Source organism: Bremerella sp. TYQ1, from assembly GCF_020150455.1.
Classification (GTDB): Bacteria; Planctomycetota; Planctomycetia; order Pirellulales; family Pirellulaceae; genus Bremerella; species Bremerella volcania_A.
Window position 1 is genome coordinate 3,559,857 of sequence record NZ_CP083740.1, and the last position, 19,732, is coordinate 3,579,588.

At 54.2% G+C, this 19,732-nt stretch carries 10 protein-coding genes; 6 read left to right on the top strand and 4 right to left on the bottom strand.

Features of this window, described 5'->3' with window-relative positions; translation table 11 throughout:
- Nucleotides 1–31 precede the first annotated feature (31 nt).
- Nucleotides 32–1,258, top strand: coding sequence for an FtsX-like permease family protein (locus LA756_RS14095; protein WP_224435367.1), 1,227 nt, complete (start codon nucleotides 32–34; stop codon nucleotides 1,256–1,258).
- 4 nt (nucleotides 1,259–1,262) lie between these two features.
- Nucleotides 1,263–1,961 (top strand): ABC transporter ATP-binding protein, encoded by a 699-nt coding sequence (locus tag LA756_RS14100; RefSeq protein ID WP_224435368.1) that lies wholly within the window; start codon nucleotides 1,263–1,265, stop codon nucleotides 1,959–1,961.
- A gap of 93 nt (nucleotides 1,962–2,054) precedes the next feature.
- On the opposite strand, the gene LA756_RS14105 is transcribed toward LA756_RS14100, so the two are convergent.
- Nucleotides 2,055–5,582, bottom strand: coding sequence for a glycosyltransferase (locus tag LA756_RS14105; protein WP_224435369.1), 3,528 nt, complete (start codon nucleotides 5,580–5,582; stop codon nucleotides 2,055–2,057).
- A 484-nt stretch (nucleotides 5,583–6,066) separates the two neighbouring features.
- Between LA756_RS14105 and LA756_RS14110 the strand changes: the two genes are divergently transcribed.
- Nucleotides 6,067–7,176, top strand: coding sequence for a glycoside hydrolase family 5 protein (locus LA756_RS14110; protein WP_224435370.1), 1,110 nt, complete (start codon nucleotides 6,067–6,069; stop codon nucleotides 7,174–7,176).
- Between the two features lie 20 nt (nucleotides 7,177–7,196).
- Here LA756_RS14110 and LA756_RS14115 read toward each other — a convergent pair whose 3' ends face one another.
- Nucleotides 7,197–7,409 carry a hypothetical protein gene (locus LA756_RS14115; RefSeq protein WP_224435371.1) on the bottom strand — a complete coding sequence of 71 codons (213 nt, stop codon included), beginning with the start codon at nucleotides 7,407–7,409 and terminating at the stop codon, nucleotides 7,197–7,199.
- A gap of 158 nt (nucleotides 7,410–7,567) precedes the next feature.
- Here LA756_RS14115 and LA756_RS14120 point away from each other — a divergent pair, with 158 nt between their 5' ends.
- From LA756_RS14120 to LA756_RS14130, 3 genes are all read left to right on the top strand, one after another.
- On the top strand, nucleotides 7,568–11,470 hold the full coding sequence (locus LA756_RS14120) for a tetratricopeptide repeat protein (protein ID WP_224435372.1): 3,903 nt from the start codon (nucleotides 7,568–7,570) through the stop codon (nucleotides 11,468–11,470).
- A 276-nt stretch (nucleotides 11,471–11,746) separates the two neighbouring features.
- Nucleotides 11,747–13,024, top strand: coding sequence for an efflux RND transporter periplasmic adaptor subunit (locus LA756_RS14125; protein WP_224435373.1), 1,278 nt, complete (start codon nucleotides 11,747–11,749; stop codon nucleotides 13,022–13,024).
- A 60-nt stretch (nucleotides 13,025–13,084) separates the two neighbouring features.
- On the top strand, nucleotides 13,085–16,489 hold the full coding sequence (locus LA756_RS14130; RefSeq protein WP_224435374.1) for an efflux RND transporter permease subunit: 3,405 nt from the start codon (nucleotides 13,085–13,087) through the stop codon (nucleotides 16,487–16,489).
- 331 nt (nucleotides 16,490–16,820) lie between these two features.
- Here the strand turns inward: LA756_RS14130 and LA756_RS14135 are convergent, their stop codons facing one another.
- Nucleotides 16,821–18,098 (bottom strand): SGNH/GDSL hydrolase family protein, encoded by a 1,278-nt coding sequence (locus LA756_RS14135; RefSeq protein ID WP_224435375.1) that lies wholly within the window; start codon nucleotides 18,096–18,098, stop codon nucleotides 16,821–16,823.
- Between the two features lie 306 nt (nucleotides 18,099–18,404).
- On the bottom strand, nucleotides 18,405–19,691 hold the full coding sequence (locus LA756_RS14140; RefSeq protein ID WP_224435376.1) for a DUF1501 domain-containing protein: 1,287 nt from the start codon (nucleotides 19,689–19,691) through the stop codon (nucleotides 18,405–18,407).
- Nucleotides 19,692–19,732 lie beyond the last annotated feature (41 nt).

Below are 19,732 nucleotides of genomic sequence, written 5' to 3' on the forward strand. Positions count from 1 at the left end.
GTTTGTGCATTTCACATAAAGGAATCTATCGATGAATCTTCGATCGATCATCTGGCACGAACTCACTTCTCGGCCAGGTACGTTAGTTTTCAATAGCCTTGCAATATTGCTAGGTGTCGCCGCCCTGGTGGCCATTCGCCACGTGACGGTTCATTCAGAAAAAGAGATCTCGCAGCAACTGACGAAACTGGGGGCGAACATTCTCGTGTTGCCCAAGGACGCTACGCTGCAAGATTACTACGCCGCCGATCAAAACGGAGGCACTTTGTCGGAAGAACATGTGGCAGAAATCTATCTGGCAGGTCTATCCGGAATCGAACAGGTTTCGCCTCGCTTAAACGTTACGACCGACGTTCAGGGAAAATCGTTTGCCGTGACAGGCATCTTGCCGCAATCGGAAGTAGAAGCACTTGCGACGTGGCAAGCGACGACGATGTTCATGAATGCCGAAGATTCTGGTTGTTGCCAGCGAGCCAACGTCGCTTCGACGGACGATCTTGCGAAACCGGAAGCACTCATTCAGCACCGTGCGATCCAGGATCTGAACAAGGACTCGATCGTGTTAGGGGCCGATGTAGCCCAAAAGCTGGAATGCGAAGCGGCCGATCGAGTTAACCTCTTCGGAGAAAGCTTTGTCGTTCAGGCCGTTCTTCCCGCGACAGGTACCGTCGACGATGGACGCATCTTTGCCCACCTGCACGAAGTCCAGCGGCTATCGGAATCGGGCGCAACGTGCAACGCGATTGAAATTGTTGGCTGCTGCGAAGATGCTGCCGGTAGCTTGGTTCCTGAACTACAGAATCTGTTGCCGGAAGCTAAAGTCGTCACCATCTCTCAGGTCGTTCAAACCCAAGTGGGTGTCAACCAACTGATGGCGAAGACATCGTGGATTGTTCTCGCGGTTCTCGTGGTGGTTGGTGGTGCCAGTCTGGCAGGGGCGATCGCTGCCAACGTGCGCGAACGTCGTCGCGAGATCGGCACTCTGATGGCCTTGGGAGCGACGCCAAGTAACATTCAACAGTTGTTCCTCGGCAAAGCGTTCATCCTGGGCATTGGTGCCGGAACGGTCGGCTGCGTGCTCGGTGTTGCTACGGCTTTGTTGGCAGGTCCAGCATGGGCAGGTGTTGCTATCTCTCCGTTGGCAGGCACTTCCGTATTGGCAGTGCTGATCGCTACGCTCGTGGCCCTTCTCGCGGCATGGATTCCGGCCCGAAAAGCGGCTCATCTTGACCCTTGCATCTGCTTCCGCGAGGTATAAGCCCATGATTGAACTACATAACATCGCCAAACAGTATACGCGTCGAGGTCAATCCATCACGGCATTTTCGTCCGAGGAACTCACGATCGCCGATGGCGAATACGTGGCAATCGTCGGACCAAGCGGTAGTGGAAAGACAACGCTTCTTTCCATGCTCGGCGGGATGCTTTCCCCGTCATCCGGTTCGATTACCATCGACGAGGTTTCGCTCTACGACCAATCGGTTTCCGCGCGATCGGCGTTACGTCGAGAGAAGATGGGCTTCGTTTTCCAAAGCTTCAATCTAATCCCGTACCTGACGGCGCTTCAGAATGTTCAAGTTCCCTTAAGCTTGGCCAAGCTTCCGGCCAGCGAACAACTGGAGCGAGCAACCGAGATTCTGACACAGCTTGGCCTGGCAGAACGTCTTCACCATAAGCCGTCAGAACTGAGCATCGGTCAGCAGCAGCGAGTTGCCTTGGCACGCACGCTGGTAAACGATCCCCAAATCATTTTGGCGGACGAGCCGACCGGAAATCTCGATCCAGACAGTCGTGAGGTTGTTCTCGATACGTTTGACGAATGCCACCGGCAAGGCCGAACGTTGATTGTGGTCACCCACGATCCGAATGTTGCTCGAAGAGCGACACGACAACTCAAACTGGTCGACGGCAGGCTCATGAACGACGCCCGGGCTCAGACCCCGGTTCGTATTTCCGCCTAGGATCGCGAACGGTTTCTACCTCCAAGAACGCAACAAGGCCCGTATCAATACGGGCCTTGTTTGTTTCGTTCTCAAACGTTCGATCGAAGACAATTACCGCAAGCCACTTGCCAGCGAAACCACCGGACGACGAACCGGCAGCGGCTCGACAGGGTTTGCCTTCAGCTCCTGCTTCTTCTTCGCTTGCTGCTTCGCAGGCGTCAGAAGCAATTGATACTGCTGATCTGCTTCATCAAAGCGGCCAGCATCGTGCAACACTTCGGCGTAACGTTTGCGGATCGACAGATTGTTCGGCTGCTGATCGGTACACAACGCAAGCAGCTTGACCGCTTTGAAACTATCGTCGTGCTTCGCGAAGTGCTCCGCCAATTCAACTTTCAACTGAATCGAAGCTTCTGGGGTTTCCAACAACTGGCGATAGATCTCTTCGATCGTCCCCGCTGCTGTCGGCGAAAGAGTTCCCGCACGACGAATGGCTGTCACATAGGTCACCCAGAACTCTTCATCTTGCACCATATCAACCGCCAACTGATCCAAGATCGGCACGGCTTCCGCAAAGCGTTCGTCCCGGATCAGCAAGTCCGCGGTTCGCTTGCGAAGGTTTTCGACCTCATACTCTGAATTGATCAGCGTTTTGAATTGGTCGATTGCCGAATCGGTCTTGTCGTTGACTGCTAAGGTTTCAGCGTAGGTCTGACGAACCAAATGATTGGCAGGATCTTCGACGGTCAACTCAAACAGGGCCTGCTCTGCTTTTTCGAGTAAACCGTTCGCGACGTCGAGGCGAGCTTCAATTAATCGTGATTCAAAACCGTTTGGCAAGATCGCGAGAAGCTCTTGAATCTGGGCAAAGTCTTTCTGATCGACCAACAGATTCGCGACTTCCAGCGCGGCTTGAGGATCTTTCTTTTCATCGAGCGCCAATTGGTAGGCATCGATCGCCCCCGAAACGTCGCCCAAGCCAACCAGACTGCGAGCAAGCCCTGCCTTGGCTTCAAATCGCTGATCCTTGGTCGCTTTAATATTGGCTTCGTGCACCATGGCGGTCAAAGCTTCAAAGGACTTCGCGGCACCATCAAAGTCCTTGGTCGCCAAAGCACGATTTGCCCGAGACAACTTCAAGCCAACATCTTCTGGATGCTGAAGCAGAAGACGATCTTCCAACTTCACCAAACGGTTGGTGTCGCCCATCGTTTCTAGAACCTTTCGGGCATCCAACATTTCGGTTGTCGTGAATAGCTGATTAGGCTCCGCAACGATCTTGTCGAGCAGTTCATCCGCTTTAGCAAGCTGCTCAGAAGTCAATTCTTCCTGGCGAGCAATGTGCGAAAGAAAGTATTGATCTTCCCAAACGTACCATGCTCCGGCCATGCATAGCACCGATGCGGCAAGCGAAAGCCAGCCACACTTGAGGGCGGGCTCGATGACCGGCCAAGCAGCCTTTTTGGGAACTGGATTGACGACGCGTTGGACATGATCGCCCCGCTGCGCGGTCAGAACGCTCTTCAAAATACTACGCGACTGATCTTGGAACGAGCGAAACTCTAGCTGATAACGGCCCGGCTTGTTAGTAGATGACAGATAGCCACCTCCGCTGACCGTCCCAGCAAAGCAATCGATCTCGAAACGAACATCGCGGTTGGCGGTTAGTGGTTGAGACGTTTCGAAGTAGATTGCTTGCGGTTCCAGCTTCGTCGAAACGGCCGACAACTCAAGCGTACTTCCATCGGCGGAAAACACCTCGACCGGAAGACGATAGCCGAGACGGTCTTCTTTCTTTTCGGCGTTCGTCTTGGCCATTCGTTCGTACTGTTTCACCACCGCTACGTTCGACGCGATTGTCCAAATCGCATTCAATTGATCGGTCGTCAAATCCTCGAAGTGGACGCCCACGCGGTAAGCTTTTTGCCCCACGCCGAGCCCGTTGAATGGCGTGCAGTGACGCACTTCGCCCAGGCAAGTGACTTCCTGCTCGGCAGTGGTAAGTGTTAGATCAAGTCGATCTCCCTTGGTCATTGGGTGATAAGCGATCAAGCCGATACCGGTTTCGTTGATATCAAGGCTGATTGCCTGGCCAGCAATTTCGCGAGAGTCATAGCGAACATGAATGTCGCTCGTTGGATGACGCCACGAGAAACGCCCATCCGAAGGTCGCAGTGCTTTTCGCACCACTTGAAATGCCATGATCGACTGTAAACCGATCAGCGTTCCCCCCACTGCCAGGCCAAGGTAGTCTGCACTGACTCCCAAGAAGATCTTGGCCGAAGCCCAGGTAATCGCTGCGATTCCTACCGAGATCAAAACGATGTGCGGAAGAATCAACGAGAAGATACTTTTACTTTGTCGACCACGTTTGCTCGTGACGACAAACTTACCCCGTCCGCGATGCACGATCGAACGATACAAGCACTGACATTGAACCCAAAAGTTCGTCATCGCTTGGACTTCGATATCCCACAAGCGGCCATAACCATCGCTGACAATTTTCACTGCCATCCAAGTGCAAATCAGGTAAGCGACGGTGATTACACCTAGTAGCCAGCTGAACTCACCCACTGGTGACACACCGCTGAACAGCATCATGATCGGTGCAGCGTAAAGCATCAGCTTAGCCGGTCCAGTCGTCCACCCCAACATCGAACCGAGATAGTTCAATCGCTGAGCAAGCGTCAGCCCAGGCAGTGTCAATGGATTGTCGTACGCGAAGATACTGAGATTCCCTTCCCCCCAACGCAAACGCTGCGAAATGAACGTAGTGATGTCAGGTGCGGCTTGGGCCGAGATCATCCGTTCGTTAACAAACAGCGACTTCCAGCCTTTGGAATGAATTCGCAGACCGGTGTGCATGTCTTCGGTAATCGTTTCCGTGGCGATCAGCCCGACTTCTTCCAACGCAGAGCGGCGGAACATGGCGGCACTTCCGCAGAACACGTTTGCATTCCAGCAGTTTTTGCCAGGCTGGATCACGTTGTAGAACAACTGACCTTCTTCCCAGTAGACGCCCTTTTTATAGTCCACGTGCGCCTGGAAATTGTCGAAGTTATAGAACGCGTGTGGCGTTTGGATGAACGCGAGCTTGGGATCTTCGAAGTAGCCGATCAAACGCGAAATGAAATGAGGACGTGCGATATGGTCGGCATCGAAAATAATGACGAACTCGCCATTGGTACGATCGAGTGCATTGTTCAAGTTACCTGCTTTGGCATGCAGGTTATTATCGCGCGAGATGTACTCGACCCCCATTTCCTCGCACAGCTTCTTCACCGATTCACGCCTGCCGTCGTCCAGCACGTACGTTGTGTGGGGATAGTCTAACTGGTTCAAAGCATTGATCGAGCCACGCAAGAGCTCGGCATCTTCGTTGTAGGTCGGCAGGAAAACGTCGACCGTTTTCCCAGGCACGACTGCTGCTTTTTCCGGTTCCCGTGTGTCCCAAACTTGCAGGAAATAAAGGAACATCAACCCAATCCCCCATGCCTCGGCGCTCAATAGAAGAAGCGACGCGACGATGGAGTAGTAGCTTTCCAGATTCACTGTGAAACCTACCCGAAACGTCAGGTAACAAACGGCTGCTGAGCCCGCGGCAAGAATTGCCAGCTTTCGAGCTAAACTTGAAGTCATCTAGCCTTCCCCCCGAATATGCTTTCTCTGTCTGTTCGATTTCCGCCAGGCTTTCGTCCAATGCAAAGCTGGCGCCATACGCATCGAACCATGGCAATCTTTCGATTATTTCCCTCCAACCTGCCGATCAACCCCCATGCCCCTGGTGCAATGCAATCATCGCTACCACTAGGGATTTTTGGCATCTGATCAAAAAATGACCTCTTCTAACAGGCCCATTCTGACCACCCAAAAGATGCACATGATTTGCGCAAGGATCAGTGTAGTCTGCATAATTGTTAGCACCAGACGTTTAGTTAAAATCAATTAGACCTTTAAATATCCACACTGAAAGAATGAAAAAGTCCTGACAAAATTCCACAGAGGTATTTGGCAACACCCGCAATTCCAGTTGCCTTTCACGAGAATTCCAGTGATATTTCCTTACAGAAACACTGAGCCGCACATCACCCGCTGAACGACGACACTGAAGGAAAGAAGCCCTGTGACTTTAACTCGTCGAGGATTCGTAGCCACTGGCGTTTTCTTAACGGCTAACACCATGCTTAATGGTTGCCAGGAGAGCGTAACGGAACCAATGCCAGAACTTCCCTTCGACGTCACCGTGAATTTGGCCGGGGCAGAATTTGGCATGCAGCAGCCTGGCTACTCGAACGAAAACCCTGGCAAACTACATCAGGACTACACGTTTAACAGTCTGGCGACGGTGAGATATTTCGCAGAACGAGGCATTCGGACATTTCGAGTTCCGATTGCCTGGGAACGTTTGCAGCCCAATTTAAGGCAGGACTTAAATAAAGAATATCTCTCGAATATTCTTCTTCTCCTGACTTGGCTCGAAGAATGTGACGCGACGGCGATTATTGATCTGCATAATTACTGTCGTTATCGAATTGCTCACCGCAAAAAAGTGGTAGAAGCAGTGATGGATGAAACTTACGACGGCAAAGTCCTCGTTTCGACGGCAGATCTCTGCGACTTGTGGCGACGCTTGGCGACAGCCCTGAGTCCTCGCGAAAGTGTGGCGTGCTTTGGAATCATGAACGAGCCGCACGATCTGGGCAGCTTGGATTGGAAAGCGGCATCGAATTCGGTGGTCGATGCCATTCGTCAGGTCGATCAGCAAAAGTGGATTGCCGTGTGTGGCAGAAGCTGGGCGTCGGCTGCCCGCTTTCAATCCGCCAACGGTAACAAGCCATGGATTTCGGACGTGGCGAACAAAACAGTATACGAAGCCCATGCCTATTTCGACTCAGATCAGTCAGGCAAGTATCGCTTGAGCTACGACGAAGAATTGAAACGTGATCCAAAGTTGGCGCAACGACCGATTCAGGTACTCTCACCTTTCGTGCAGTGGTGCCAAGAAAACAAAGTGCCTGGTTACTTGGGTGAGATCGGAGTTCCGAATACGGATCCTCGCTGGTTGGAACTTGTCGCATCCGCTTCAAAACAGCTTCATGAGGCTCATTTGGCTGCCGGATATTGGGCGGCGGGGGAATGGTGGAATGACTATCCGCTCTCAGTACAGCCCAGCGATTTCGCTAGCATGCTTTCCCCACCTCTAGAGACGATGCTTCGCCAAATGGCTGGCTAATTGGCCCTCGACGACGACTCTCAACGCTGTTGCTCCTCAACCATCGCAGGACGGCTTTTTGCTATCTGTTCCAGCATCGCCAGTGGCCATTTATTAACCACTAACCCCTCTTTTTCTTGCATTTGCCCTTCAACTAGAAAACCTAGGAGAGCCACAAAGGATTCACCGACTTTATCGCTTTCGGCAAATCTGCTTATAAGACGGACTTTCAAGGCACCGCAAATACCTCGCATCTACCCCTGCTTATCATTTTCTACTACTTAACCCCTTGCAGTTCGAAACTACTAATTTTAGGGGTCCGGCCAGACGAAAGAGTTGTCAGGCGGGGCACAGTTGCACGAAAAGTGCGTGATAAACGGATGGAGCCGATTGTTCGGTTGGGGGAAGAACAATGTCGATTGGGCCAGATAAACAGAATCCGAATGTGGGCGCCCCACAGTCGCAGCAGAATTCAACGACGTTAAGCATCGTGCCACATTCACCCTCGGCACTGATTTGGGTGCTCGGCACCATTGCGATCGTTACCGCAGTGGTTGCTTACACCAACGTCGACGGCATCCGACTTTGGAATTCATCTCCGGTTGCTACGTCACCAAGTGGTTCTTCGCCGAAATCGCCAAGCGTGCTCGGCGCACCGCTCGACGACCGACACGATGCACTGCAGCCGACGACTCTTGTCGAATCCCCTTCCGCCAAAACCGACAAAGCCACCTCGAAGTGGCTCGACTCTACTCCAACTTCCATCATTGCCGTCGATGCCACATGGAACTCGCGTGATCTGCAAAGTTCTAAAGATGCGGTGATGCAAACTCCCATTTCTGACGCGATGGAATCGCTGACGCAGATCGCTTCAGAAACCGCCTCGGTCAAACCTAAAGTTCTTCCGGCGCAGTTCGAGCAGCCTGAATCGTTCACTCCAGAGCCAGCCACGAAGGCTTCCAGTACGGATGGCGAAACGACTATTGGTGCGATCACTCCCCCGTTGCATACGCTTGAAGCTGCATCCGGCAATGGCCTGGCGAATATGCAAGTCGCTCAAGCTCCTCCTATGGCCGATGCGGGACCAGGGCCAGCCCTTGAAGCACCTCAGTTGCCGGCTCCTCCTGCCCCACCGGCAGATCCCGTGACAGACGAAATCGTTGAGGAAGAATCGGAGTCCGTTGACACCCCGAACCCTCGCGTTACCGACGATACACAGCGTCAGATTCTCATTCAGGCGGCTCGTAACTCGGTTGCCTTAGGCGATCTGGAAGAAGCAGCAGAACGTTTCCAGGCGTTGATCGAAGCATTCCCTTCCGAGATCGAAGGACGTATTGAATACGCAGGTATCCTTGCTCGTTTAGAACGGACTACGCAAGCCATTCAAGTTTACCGAACGATCCTCCAGCTTGATCCCGGCAATGCAGCCGCCATTGCTGCTTTGGCCGATTTATTGGCGGAGCAAGAGAACCTGGCCGAAGCAGCGGATCTGTTGATTCGTCAACTCGAGCAAGATCCTCAGAACATCAAAGTCGCATTGAAACTCTGTCGAATCTACCTGCAAACCAACGAACGCGTCATGGCGATGCAGGTCTTCAATCAACACATCCGGCAAAACGTTTCGGCACGCTACGATCGTATCACTGCGGGACAACTTCTTGTCGATCTAAACGATCCTTCCGGGGCGATTCAACTTCTAATTCCCTTGATGGAAACCGATCAACTGGGTGCCGATGGCCTGAAGCTGGCGATGCGATGCTATGCGATCACAGGGCACTTCGAGTCGCTGCGAAACCTGGTAAACCACCACATCCAGCTCAATCCTGAAAACACTCAAGTCATCCTCAGCCTCGGCGAAGAACTGCTCGACGAAGAACGCAGTCTTGCCGCTCTGCATATCTTGGAAGAAGCCGCACGATATACCGAGCCGGAAGCCAAGATTCTTACGTTGCTTACACGAGCACGTATCGGAGAGTTCCAGTTAACCGCCGCACAGCAAGCGATTGAAGAGTTCTGCGGTGTGATTCCAGAATACGAATGCACGCTGCTGATGGGCGAGATCATGCTTCGCACCGGCAACTATTTCGAGGCGCTCGCCGACTTCGATCAAGTGCTTTCGTTCGATCCTGAGAACCTGCGAGCCACGCTTGGCAAAGCAGAAACATTGCAATATCTCGGCCAATACGATGTTGCCGAAGCGATGCTCGCCGACTACGGTCACCACCACCCTGACCTTCTCAGCGTCAAGTATCGCCTGGCTCAGCTGCATGTCGAGCGTCGCAACTTCGTGATGGCCGAAAGTATCTATCAAGAGATCCTGACCGAGTATCCCGGCATCGTTTATACCTACGAAGCTTATCTCGGCATGCTGGCTGAACAACACCGCTACGTCGACGCGTTGGCACTGATTCATCAGATTCAAGCGACACGCTCGCAGGAGTTGCTGCTGATTTCTGCCCTTCGCATCGAACAGGCTCATATCCTGACGAAAAAGGGACAAGCCATCCAAGCGATGGAGTTGTTACGTAACTTCGAGCCTGCCTCACGGCTTCAGCTTGCTCGGGGATACTTCGTCATGTATCAAGCGGCGACGATCGCCGGAGATCATGCGGTTGCCTCGGCAGCGAAAGCGAAGCTGATGATGATCTGCAGCGAATCCCTCAGCATCTCGGTTGAAACGGCCAACGATGCATTGGATGAGTGCATGGCCGGACTCGCCGTCGAGATCCTCGATCAAGCTCGACATATGAGTGGCGACCAAATCGCTTTGATCGTACGCCAAGCCGATGCCTACTCGGCGATGAACGATCGGGCATCATTCTGCATTGCTGAGGAAATGTACCGCAGCGTGCTGACGATGTCGCCGACCAATGCTGCGGCCCGAATCGGATTGTGTCGCGTGCTGACAAACCTCGGACGTTATCCCGAAGCGGAACAGTGTTATCACAATTTAACGCGGGACATGCCTAATTTTGTCACCGCTCAGCGTGAAAACGCTCGCCTGGTGTACGATCGCCGAGGTCGTGTGCATGGCGATGCGGCTTACAACAACTTACTCAAACAGGCTCCCAAGCATTTACCAAGCTCCACTCCGCCACCCAAACTCGGACCGATGCTTTCCATCGATCCGATGAAGTTTGAATCGCATGGCTTGACTGAAGCGATTGCGATCGAGCAAGTGGCTCAGTCTTGGAAAGATTGGCGAGCCTCCACTGCGATCTGCGAGTATGAAAAGCTGATCGCCGTCGAACCGTCCAACGAAGCGGCTTACTTTGACTTGGGGCAACAGTACACGGTTAAGAAGAACACGCATGCAGCGATTCACTCGTACAAGGAACTGCTGGATGTGAACCCTTGCAACCACCCTGCCCACATCGCGCTGGACGGAACGGTTCGCAAAGTGGTTCCTCGCACTAACTTCGACTTCCTTTACTTTCATCAAAGTGGTCGTGATGGCCTGGCGAACGTGACACGACTGGGACTCGACTGGGGTGTTGTATTTCCGTTTGGCAACGAAGACGAATATGTCCAGTTCCACTATACCCACCTCATCTACGACGGCCCTGGATACGACGCCGTGACTGGGAACGCGTTTGGTGGTGGGATCTACGATCGTTTCATGGGCTGCTATACCTACTTCGCCGAGATGGACGTGCAAGTCTTCGACGAAGGATTCAGCAGCCGCCCTACGTTCAATTTAGGTCTCGGGATGGATACCGCATGTGACGGCCATGTCGAAGTCGGCGGTTTCCTGGAAAACGTTGTCGAGAACGGTGAGTCGATTCAACAAGACATCTTTATGGGTGGTGGCCGACTGTTCGGTTACATGCACTTGATGCCTCGTTGGTATGGTGAATCACGATATCGCTTCATCGGGTATTCCGATCACAACTTCCGCCACGACTTCTACGTTCACAATCAATTCCGATTGATCGAAGCTCCGAACGAACTGAACTTGCTGGCCGACTACGACTTCCTATCGTACGACGAAGGCTCGGTGTTCGGGCCAGGTCCTGGCATCCAAGGGACGACTCACCCTTACTTCTCGCCATCGGGCTTCTCGAATGTGAGCCTGGGCTTGGAGTGGAAGCATTACTTCAGCCAGTACACGTTCAATGGGGCTCCCCTGTGCTGGGCATCGATGGAATATCGCGGCCAATGGGACTCACGGGGCGAGTTCTATAACATCGGACGAATCAAGAGCTACTGCGACATCAACGGTTCGCTCTCGGCCGGTGCCGAGTACCACATCATGCGTTCGGCCGTATACGACAGCGATGTTGTTTATGCCTACCTGCAGTGGTTCCTGCCGTAACGGCTGCGTGGCGTCAGCGGGGTCGGCAACGAGTGCTTACCCCGCATTGGTAATACTCATTTTTTGAGGGTCGTGCCACCAAAACGGTTGGCACCGCCTTTGTTTCTTGTCCTGCCACGAATCACCCCAATTTGACTTCCATTCGTGGTATCTTAAAGACGACACGCTATAACTGAGCGTCTCTGAATTCGTTAAATTCGTTCGTCGCCCGGTCGCGCCGCTAATTTTTCGCGCGATCGTTACTGCATTTCATTGAGCAGCAACAGGAAGTGGAAAATGAAGTTTGAAGCGTTTCGCCTGGCAACGATATTCGCTCTTGCGGCATTGGTCGCCTCTGGTTGTGGTCGCCGCCGCGAGATGCCGAAAGCCGAACCGCCTAACGTAACCGTTGCTCCGGCGATCAAACGCCAAGTGGTCGACTTTAACGAATATACCGGTCATGTCGAAGCGGTTTCCTCGGTCGACGTTTACGCCAAAGTCTCTGGCTATCTACAAAAAGTCGCCTTTGAAGATGGTGCCGTCGTCAAGGAAGGCGATCTCTTGTTCGAGATCGACAAGCGAACCTATCAAGCCGAGTACGACCAGGCCGTCTCGCAAAAAGAGCTGTACGTCGCCAAAAACGAACTGGCTCAAGCGACACTTGCCCGTAACAAAAAGCTGGTCGGCTCGGGAGCGGTCAGTCAGGAACTTTACGACGAAAGTGTCGCCGCGGCCAACGAAGCAGTTGCTCAAGTGAATGCTGCCGAGTCCGAAATCGCGGCTCGCAAAGTCGATCTCGACTACTGCACGATCAACGCTGCCATCAGTGGGCGTATCGACCGAACCTACGTGACCGACGGTAACTTGATTCAAAGCGGTGTCGGCCAGCCCACGCTGCTGACCACAATTGTTTCGGTCGATCCGATGTACGCTTACTTCGATATCGACGAACTTGCGTTGCTCCACTATGTCGAGGAACGCGTCAAGCAAGCCAACGAGCGTGGCGACGGTTCGCTTCGCGAGAAGAAGATTCCCGTTCAGCTTTACCTCGCCGATGGCACACTTTACCCACACCTCGGGACGATCGACTTCGGCTCGAATCAAGTCAACGCTGGCTCCGGTACGCTTACCGTTCGAGCCGTCGTTCCGAACCCAAATGGCAAATTGCGTCCCGGTCTATTTATCCGTGTTAAAGTGGCCGCTGGACCTCCTTACGATGCCGTGCTCGTTCCTGAAAAAGCGATCGGAGCCGATCAAAGCGATCGCTATGTTTACGTTTTGGATAAAGACGGAAATGCCCAGCGTCGTAGCGTTCAACTAGGCACCAAGCATGGCCCTCTGCAAGTCATTAAAAGTGGTGTGCAGGAAGGTGACAAAGTGATCATCAATGGCCTGCTTTTGGTTCGGCCTGACAAACCGGTCAAAGCCACCGAGTCGACGATGCCGGAGCCGCCACCGATCGACAAAACGATTCTCGAATCGGTCAAATCGATGTCGCCGATGCCGCAGTCGGCCCCATCGCAACCTGCCGATAACTCGAAACCTCCTGCGGACCCGAAGCCTGCTGGCTCTTAGTCGTGATTTAATCGCCGTCCTGCCACTTTGTAGCTGTAACCATCGACGAAGGAACGCATCGTGCTGGCTCGCTTTTTTATCGACCGCCCCATTTTTGCCTGGGTCATTTCGATCGTCATTGTCTTGGCAGGTACGATCTGCGTTTGGATCTTGCCGATTGCTCAGTACCCTGAAATCGCACCGCCGACGGTTTCGGTGACGTGCCAATATCCAGGAGCAAGTGCCGACGTGGTGGCCGAAACGGTCGCCGCACCGATCGAACAGCAAGTGGTCGGCGTCGAAAACGCCCTCTATATGTCATCGCAGTCGGCCAGCGACGGCAGCTATACGTTGACGGTGACATTCGCCCTGGGCACCGACTTGGACATGGCCCAAGTGTTGGTTCAAAACCGCGTCGCTCAAGCCACGCCGCTGCTTCCCGACGTGGTGAAAGCAACCGGTGTGACGACGAAGAAAAAGTCGCCGAACATCCTTCTTGCGGTGAGCCTGTTTTCCGACACCGATCCCGAAACCGGCAAACCGATCCTCGACAATCTTTACCTCAGCAACTACGCCACGATTCAAATTCGCGACCAGTTGGCCAGTCTGGACGGTGTCGGCGACGTCGGCATCTTGGGCCAGCAAGACTACAGCATGCGTGTCTGGCTAAACCCTGATGCGTTGGCTTCACGCAGCATGTCGGCCGGTGAAGTGGTGGCCGCTCTCAAGGAACAAAACGTTCAAGTCGCGGCTGGACAAATCGGTCAACCTCCTGTACCCAAAGGCCAGGAGATGCAGTTGACGATGACCACACTCGGTCGTCTTCGTACGCCGGAACAGTTCGCGGACATTGTCGTCAAAACTGGTAGCGATGGCCAAATCACACGTGTCAGCGATGTTGGTCGCGTCGAACTGGGCGCGAAGAACCTGAATACGCTGTGTAGCTACGATCAAAAACCTTCGGTCGGGCTAGGGATCTTTCAGCTGCCGGGATCGAACGCTTTGGACGTCGGCGAACGTGTTAAACGTCGCATGGAAGAACTCAAGGAACGTTTTCCGCCGGGCCTGAAATACGAAATCGGTTACGACACCACTCCTTTCATCGAGCAATCGGTCGAGGAAGTGTTCAAAACGCTACGCGATGCGGTGATTCTCGTCGCGATCGTGGTGCTCTTGTTCCTGCAAGACTGGAAAGCGGTGATGCTGCCGCTGATTGACGTCGGCGTTTCGCTTATCGGTACGTTTGCCATTATGGCGGTGATGGGTTTCACGCTGAATAACCTGACGCTGTTTGGCTTAGTGCTTGCCATTGGGATTGTGGTGGACGATGCGATCGTGGTGCTCGAGAACATCGAGCGTTGGATCGGCATGGGGTACAAAGTGCGCGATGCGACCATTCATGCGATGCAGGAAATTACCGGGCCGATTATCGCGATCACCCTCGTGCTGAGTAGTGTGTTCTTTCCGAGTGCGTTCCTGGGGGGCGTCACCGGACAGTTCTTCCGACAGTTCGCGCTGACGATTGCCGCGGCGATGTTGATCTCTGCGTTGAACGCCATGACGATGACCCCGGCTCGTGCGACTTCGATCTTTAAGGACCCGAAGCCAGGCGAAGACCATACGCATCATCGCGAAGCACTTCCTTGGTGGGGCATCACCATCTTGGGCGGCATTTTGTTTGTATGGCTCGGAGGTATCTTCCTCGGCAGCTCCGGCGAACATGGCGAAACTAAGCTCGAACTTTGGATGCAAGCCGCGTTGTTCATTCCTGGGGCACTGCTTGGCTTCTTTCTCGCTCACACAATCAACCGTGCGTTGGCGGCCGTGTTTGGCGTTTTCAATCGAGCCTTCGACTGGGCCACTTCGGTTTACGGTCGAGGGATCGCTTCGCTGCTGCGTATCAGCTTTGTCGCGGTGGTGGTCTACGTTGGTTTGATCGGGCTAACAGGGTATGGATTTACCGTTGTTCCTGGTGGTTTTATTCCGACCCAAGACCAAGGCTATTTGATCCTGGACGTTCAACTGCCAGACTCCGCTTCGCGTGAACGTACCGACGGTGTCATGGCTCAAGTGGAAAAGATCTGTCTCGACACGCCTGGCATTTTGCACATCGTCGATGTCTCAGGTCAGTCGTTCGTCCAAAACGCAGTGACGTCGAACTTGGGTGGTGGCTTTATCGTGCTCGATGCTTTCTCCAAGCGAAACAGCCCCGATCTGACGGCCGAACACATCGCCATGGAACTGCGGAAGAAATTCAGTCAGCTCCAAGACGCGCGTGTTTCGGTATTCGAGGCTCCGCCGATCAATGGTTTGGGGAACGCTGGTGGTTTCAAACTGATGGTCGAAGACCGCGGCGATAACGGCTACGCGGCGTTGCAAGCTCAAGCCGATCGCCTGGCGAGTATCGCGCTGGATCAGCCTGGCATTGTGGTCGCTTTCAGCAGTTTCCGAGCCAGTACTCCGCAGCTTTACGTCGACATCGATCGCGAGAAGTGCAAGAGCATGGGCGTGGAATTGGATGCCGTCTTCGAGGCCCTCCAGGTCTACATGGGTGGTTATTACGTGAACGACTTCAACCGCTTCGGACGAACCTGGCAGGTGAACGTTCAAGCCGATTCCCGGTTCCGTGTGAATGCGGAAAGCGTTCGTCAGTTCAAAGTGAAAAGTCGTACCGGCGAAATGGTTCCGCTCGGCACGCTTTGTACCATTGAAGACAGCGTCGGGCCGATGTTCATCAACCGCTATAACAACTTCCCCGCCGCGGCGATCAACGGTGTGAACGTGCCGATCGTCAGTACCGGGGAAGTGCTGAACATCATGAACGAGCTCGCTGCCGAGGAACTTCCGGCGTCGATGGAAGCGGAGTGGACTGAAATCTCGTTCCTGCAGGAACAAGCCAGCCAGTTCACTTCGTTCAAGGATGTGCTGCAAAACCCGATCTCGGCTCTGATCGGGGCAGTCATTCTGGTTTACCTGATCCTTGCGGCTCAGTACGAAAGCTGGGAGCTCCCAGTCACCATTATTCTCGTCGTGCCGATGTGCGTTCTGGCGGCGTTGGCCGGGGTGATGATTGCCCACATGGACATGAACATCTTCGTGCAGATCGGGTTTGTGGTGCTTGTGGGGTTAGCGTGTAAAAATGCGATTCTGGTGGTCGAGTTCGCCAAGGACTTGATGGAAAAGGAAAACAAACCGCTGCTTGAAGCGACCGTCGAAGCCTCGATCACGCGTCTGCGTCCGATCGTGATGACCAGCTTCGCGTTCGTGCTCGGCGTCGCTCCACTGCTATGGGGTCACGGGGCCGGGGCAGAAATGCGATTCGCACTCGGCGTGGCCGTTTTCAGCGGGATGCTCGGCGTGACCGGCTTCGGTCTGATCTTCACCCCGGTGTTCTACTACGTCGTGATGAAGCTGCTGCAGAAGGAAGGGCTTTCGCCGATTCATACCCACCAGGCCGATTCCGAGCCTCCCCCAGAGGCCACGTGATACAGTCGCTGGCCATTGTCGCAAAATAGTGTTCAAGCGACCCCATGCTTTTTCTGAAGTGCGTAATTCTCGAGAGTTACGCACTTCTTTTTTGCGCGAGGTATGCATGCCGGAACGAACGCCTTTGCTTGACGCCCACTTTCCCCCGGGAAGGACCAGCATAACTCATGCACGGTTGCTGCAAGAAACGCAAGAACTCACACATACTTCTTGTAGACTGTGCGCACACTTCATTACAATAGAAGAATCCCCTAACCCTCAGCACATGGGCCGAGAATTAGGGGATTCAGTGCGGCGTTATTCGCTCAGATTGTGGCTCGTCTGACGAGCGTTATTCGACTACATCACCGAGCACCAAGATCTGGCTCGCGCGAACGTTGGTTCCTTGGTACTTCTCCCCCTTCAGTTCCTCTTCGGGATTCTTCAGGCGAAACGCAACCGGTTGACGATCAGGCTGCTCAGGGTGAATCTCGACGATTACCGTGTGAACTTCGTTCGGATCTAAGTTGCTTGCAAGCGTTAACGTGGCGATGCGGTGATAAGTGCAGTAGCTATCGAACCGCGGCGTTGGCTTATCACGCTTTTTACCGTCGACGGTGACGATGACCTGACCGCCGTCAGGACCGAGCAAATCGTACAGCTTCGCCGTCGAGCCCTTGAACTTGAACGTCAGCTTGCTGCCTGGCTCGGTCGCTTCAAAGATCTGCCCCATCCGTTTGCCGAACGATCGTTGCAATCGGGCATCTTCCGGCAGCGGCTTCCAGTCACCACTAAGCATGCTCGGCGAGAGCGAAACCATCTTGGCCGCTTGCCAATGATCTTCGACAAATGGCTCGGTCAGTTTCTTGCTGTGATCGACAGGCTTGCTGTCGGCCATCTGCTGGATCGCCGCGGCCAACACGTCGCGATAAATTTCGTGCCCAGCGTCGAGCGGGTGAACGCCATCTTTCGAGAAATGAATCTTTCCTTCGACAGGCTCGTCCGCTTTGAAAATCAGCTTGTCGTCCGCTTCCAGCTCGACCACCTTCTTGGCGAAGTTCACCGAAGGAATGCCATAGTGATCGGCCAGCATTTCCATGGCCGAAGCGGCTTGGGGGCATTCGCCGTTACGAAGCGGGTCTTCGTAGTTCACACGAAAAGTGTACACGAAGCAAATGTCGGTCTTGGGATTGGCGGCCCAAGTTTGCCGTACGATACCTTCCATCGCCTTCCAAATCCGATCGGGCGAAGCTCCGCCGTCGTTCACGGCAAATTCAACAAACAACAAATCCGGCTTGTGACGAAGTGCGTCTCGTTCCAAACGAAAGACGCCCAAGTCGCTGCCGGTGCCGCCGATTGCCGCGTGGATTTCTTCGATGGTCGCATCGGGGTATTGGTCCTTGAGCCACTGCGTCGTCTTCACACGCCAACCGTTGGCGGCCGTGATCGAACCGCCCAAGTAAGCGACGCGAACCGTCTCGCCATTTTCCAGCTTCGCCAACACGTTACCCAGACCTTCACGCGGACGAACCAATTCGGCGGAGACTGGCTCGTAAGTCGGCTCGGCGAGAAGTGACGCCGCGGCGATCATTACCAAGCCGCAAGAGATCAAAGAAGAAAACAGCTTCATCGGTGGGACTCCAGGGAGGGTGTTTTGGGGAAGGAAAATTAGGATTGGAATCGAAAACCAATTCCAAGGGCGGCCGGGGCATTTCGCGCGGCGTGAGTCACCCAAAGCTTGGGGCCAGCGTTGGTTTCCGGAAAGAGCTTAGTCTAGTTGCTTGCCGCGGCGAATTCGAGAGAGGAACGTTTGCCTTGCCGGGAAGAAACAGAGTTTGTGCCGACAACTTGGGTTAGCCCAGGTTACTTGCAACCTGGGCTAACCGATGCTCGTTGTTGGGAATGCGAAGTTCGAGTTGCGATTGTGAAATACGCTTTAGCCGAACAGCTTGGCGATGGGGTTTCCGCCGTCGGTGATGGGTACCGGACGGTCGCCATCGTACAGCGACTTGGCGTAGTCGATTCCCATCGCGGCATGGATCGTCGCAAAGAAGTCTGGCACCGAAACCGGATCGGAGACAATCTTCCGCGACAGCTCGTCGGTCTCGCCATACGCGCCGCAATGCTTCAAGCCGCCACCGGCCAAGACACAGGAGAACGTCGAGCCTTGATGGCCACGACCACCTCCACCGTCGAATTGAGGCGGACGCCCGAATTCAGTGGTGATGACGACCAACGTTTTGTCGAGCAGCTTCTTCTCTTCCAAGTCGAGCAGCAGCGTCGATACGGCAGCGTCCATTTCCTGAATCAACTTATGCTGATCGAGAATGCCCCGATTGTGGACGTCCCAGCCGGCACCGTTGAGGAAGTTCAAATTGTGAGAAACTTCGATGAATCGAACACCACGTTCGACCAGTCGCCGCGAGAGCAAGCAGCGCTGCCCAAACTCGCCGCCATAGCTTTCACGAAGATCGGCCGGTTCGCTATCGAGAGCGAAGCTTTTCATGAATTCCGGACCGCTCAGCTTCAAGCTGAGCTTGGCCGCCGCATCGTAATCTTTCAGTCGCGTATCGTCGGTCGATGGCTGTACGCCGCGAAGGCTGGTCAGGTACTTCTCGCGACGCGACTGACGTTCCGGCGAAATGGCGTCGGGACGCGAAAGACCGGCCGGACCGCGACCTGTTTCGGTGAGGTAAAGATAGCTGTGCTGGGCGCCCAAAAAGCCAGGGCCGCGCGAACTGTTGGGGTAACCGATCAGCACGTACGGTGGAGCCGCATCGCTGACGGCGCCACGCTCGTGAGCGATGATCGATCCGAGCGACGGATAGACGACCGTCCCACTCACCGGGCGACCGACATGCATCCAGTTGGTTGCCGCGGCATGCTCGTCGATCACCGAATGGTGGACCGTTCGGACCGCGGTCACACGATCCATGACGCCAGCCATTCGCGAGAGATGCTCGCATACTTCGACACCTTCGACGGCGGTCGGAATGGAATCGTAGTAGGAGCCCGCTTGCTTTTTGGCAGGGTCACCTTTGCGTTTCGGATCGAACGTATCGATCTGCCCCATGCCACCACCAAGCCAAATGGAGATGACATGTTCCGCTTGCCCTTGCAAACGAGGAGCATCGCTGGAAGCCAACGCCGGGGTGGCAGCCATGCCGGCTGCGGCAGCACTTGCGGCCAGGAAACCGCGACGATTGAGGGAAGGAGTATGCATGGGACTGTCCTGAAATAGGGTCCGTTGTGGGTAGGTTTGGG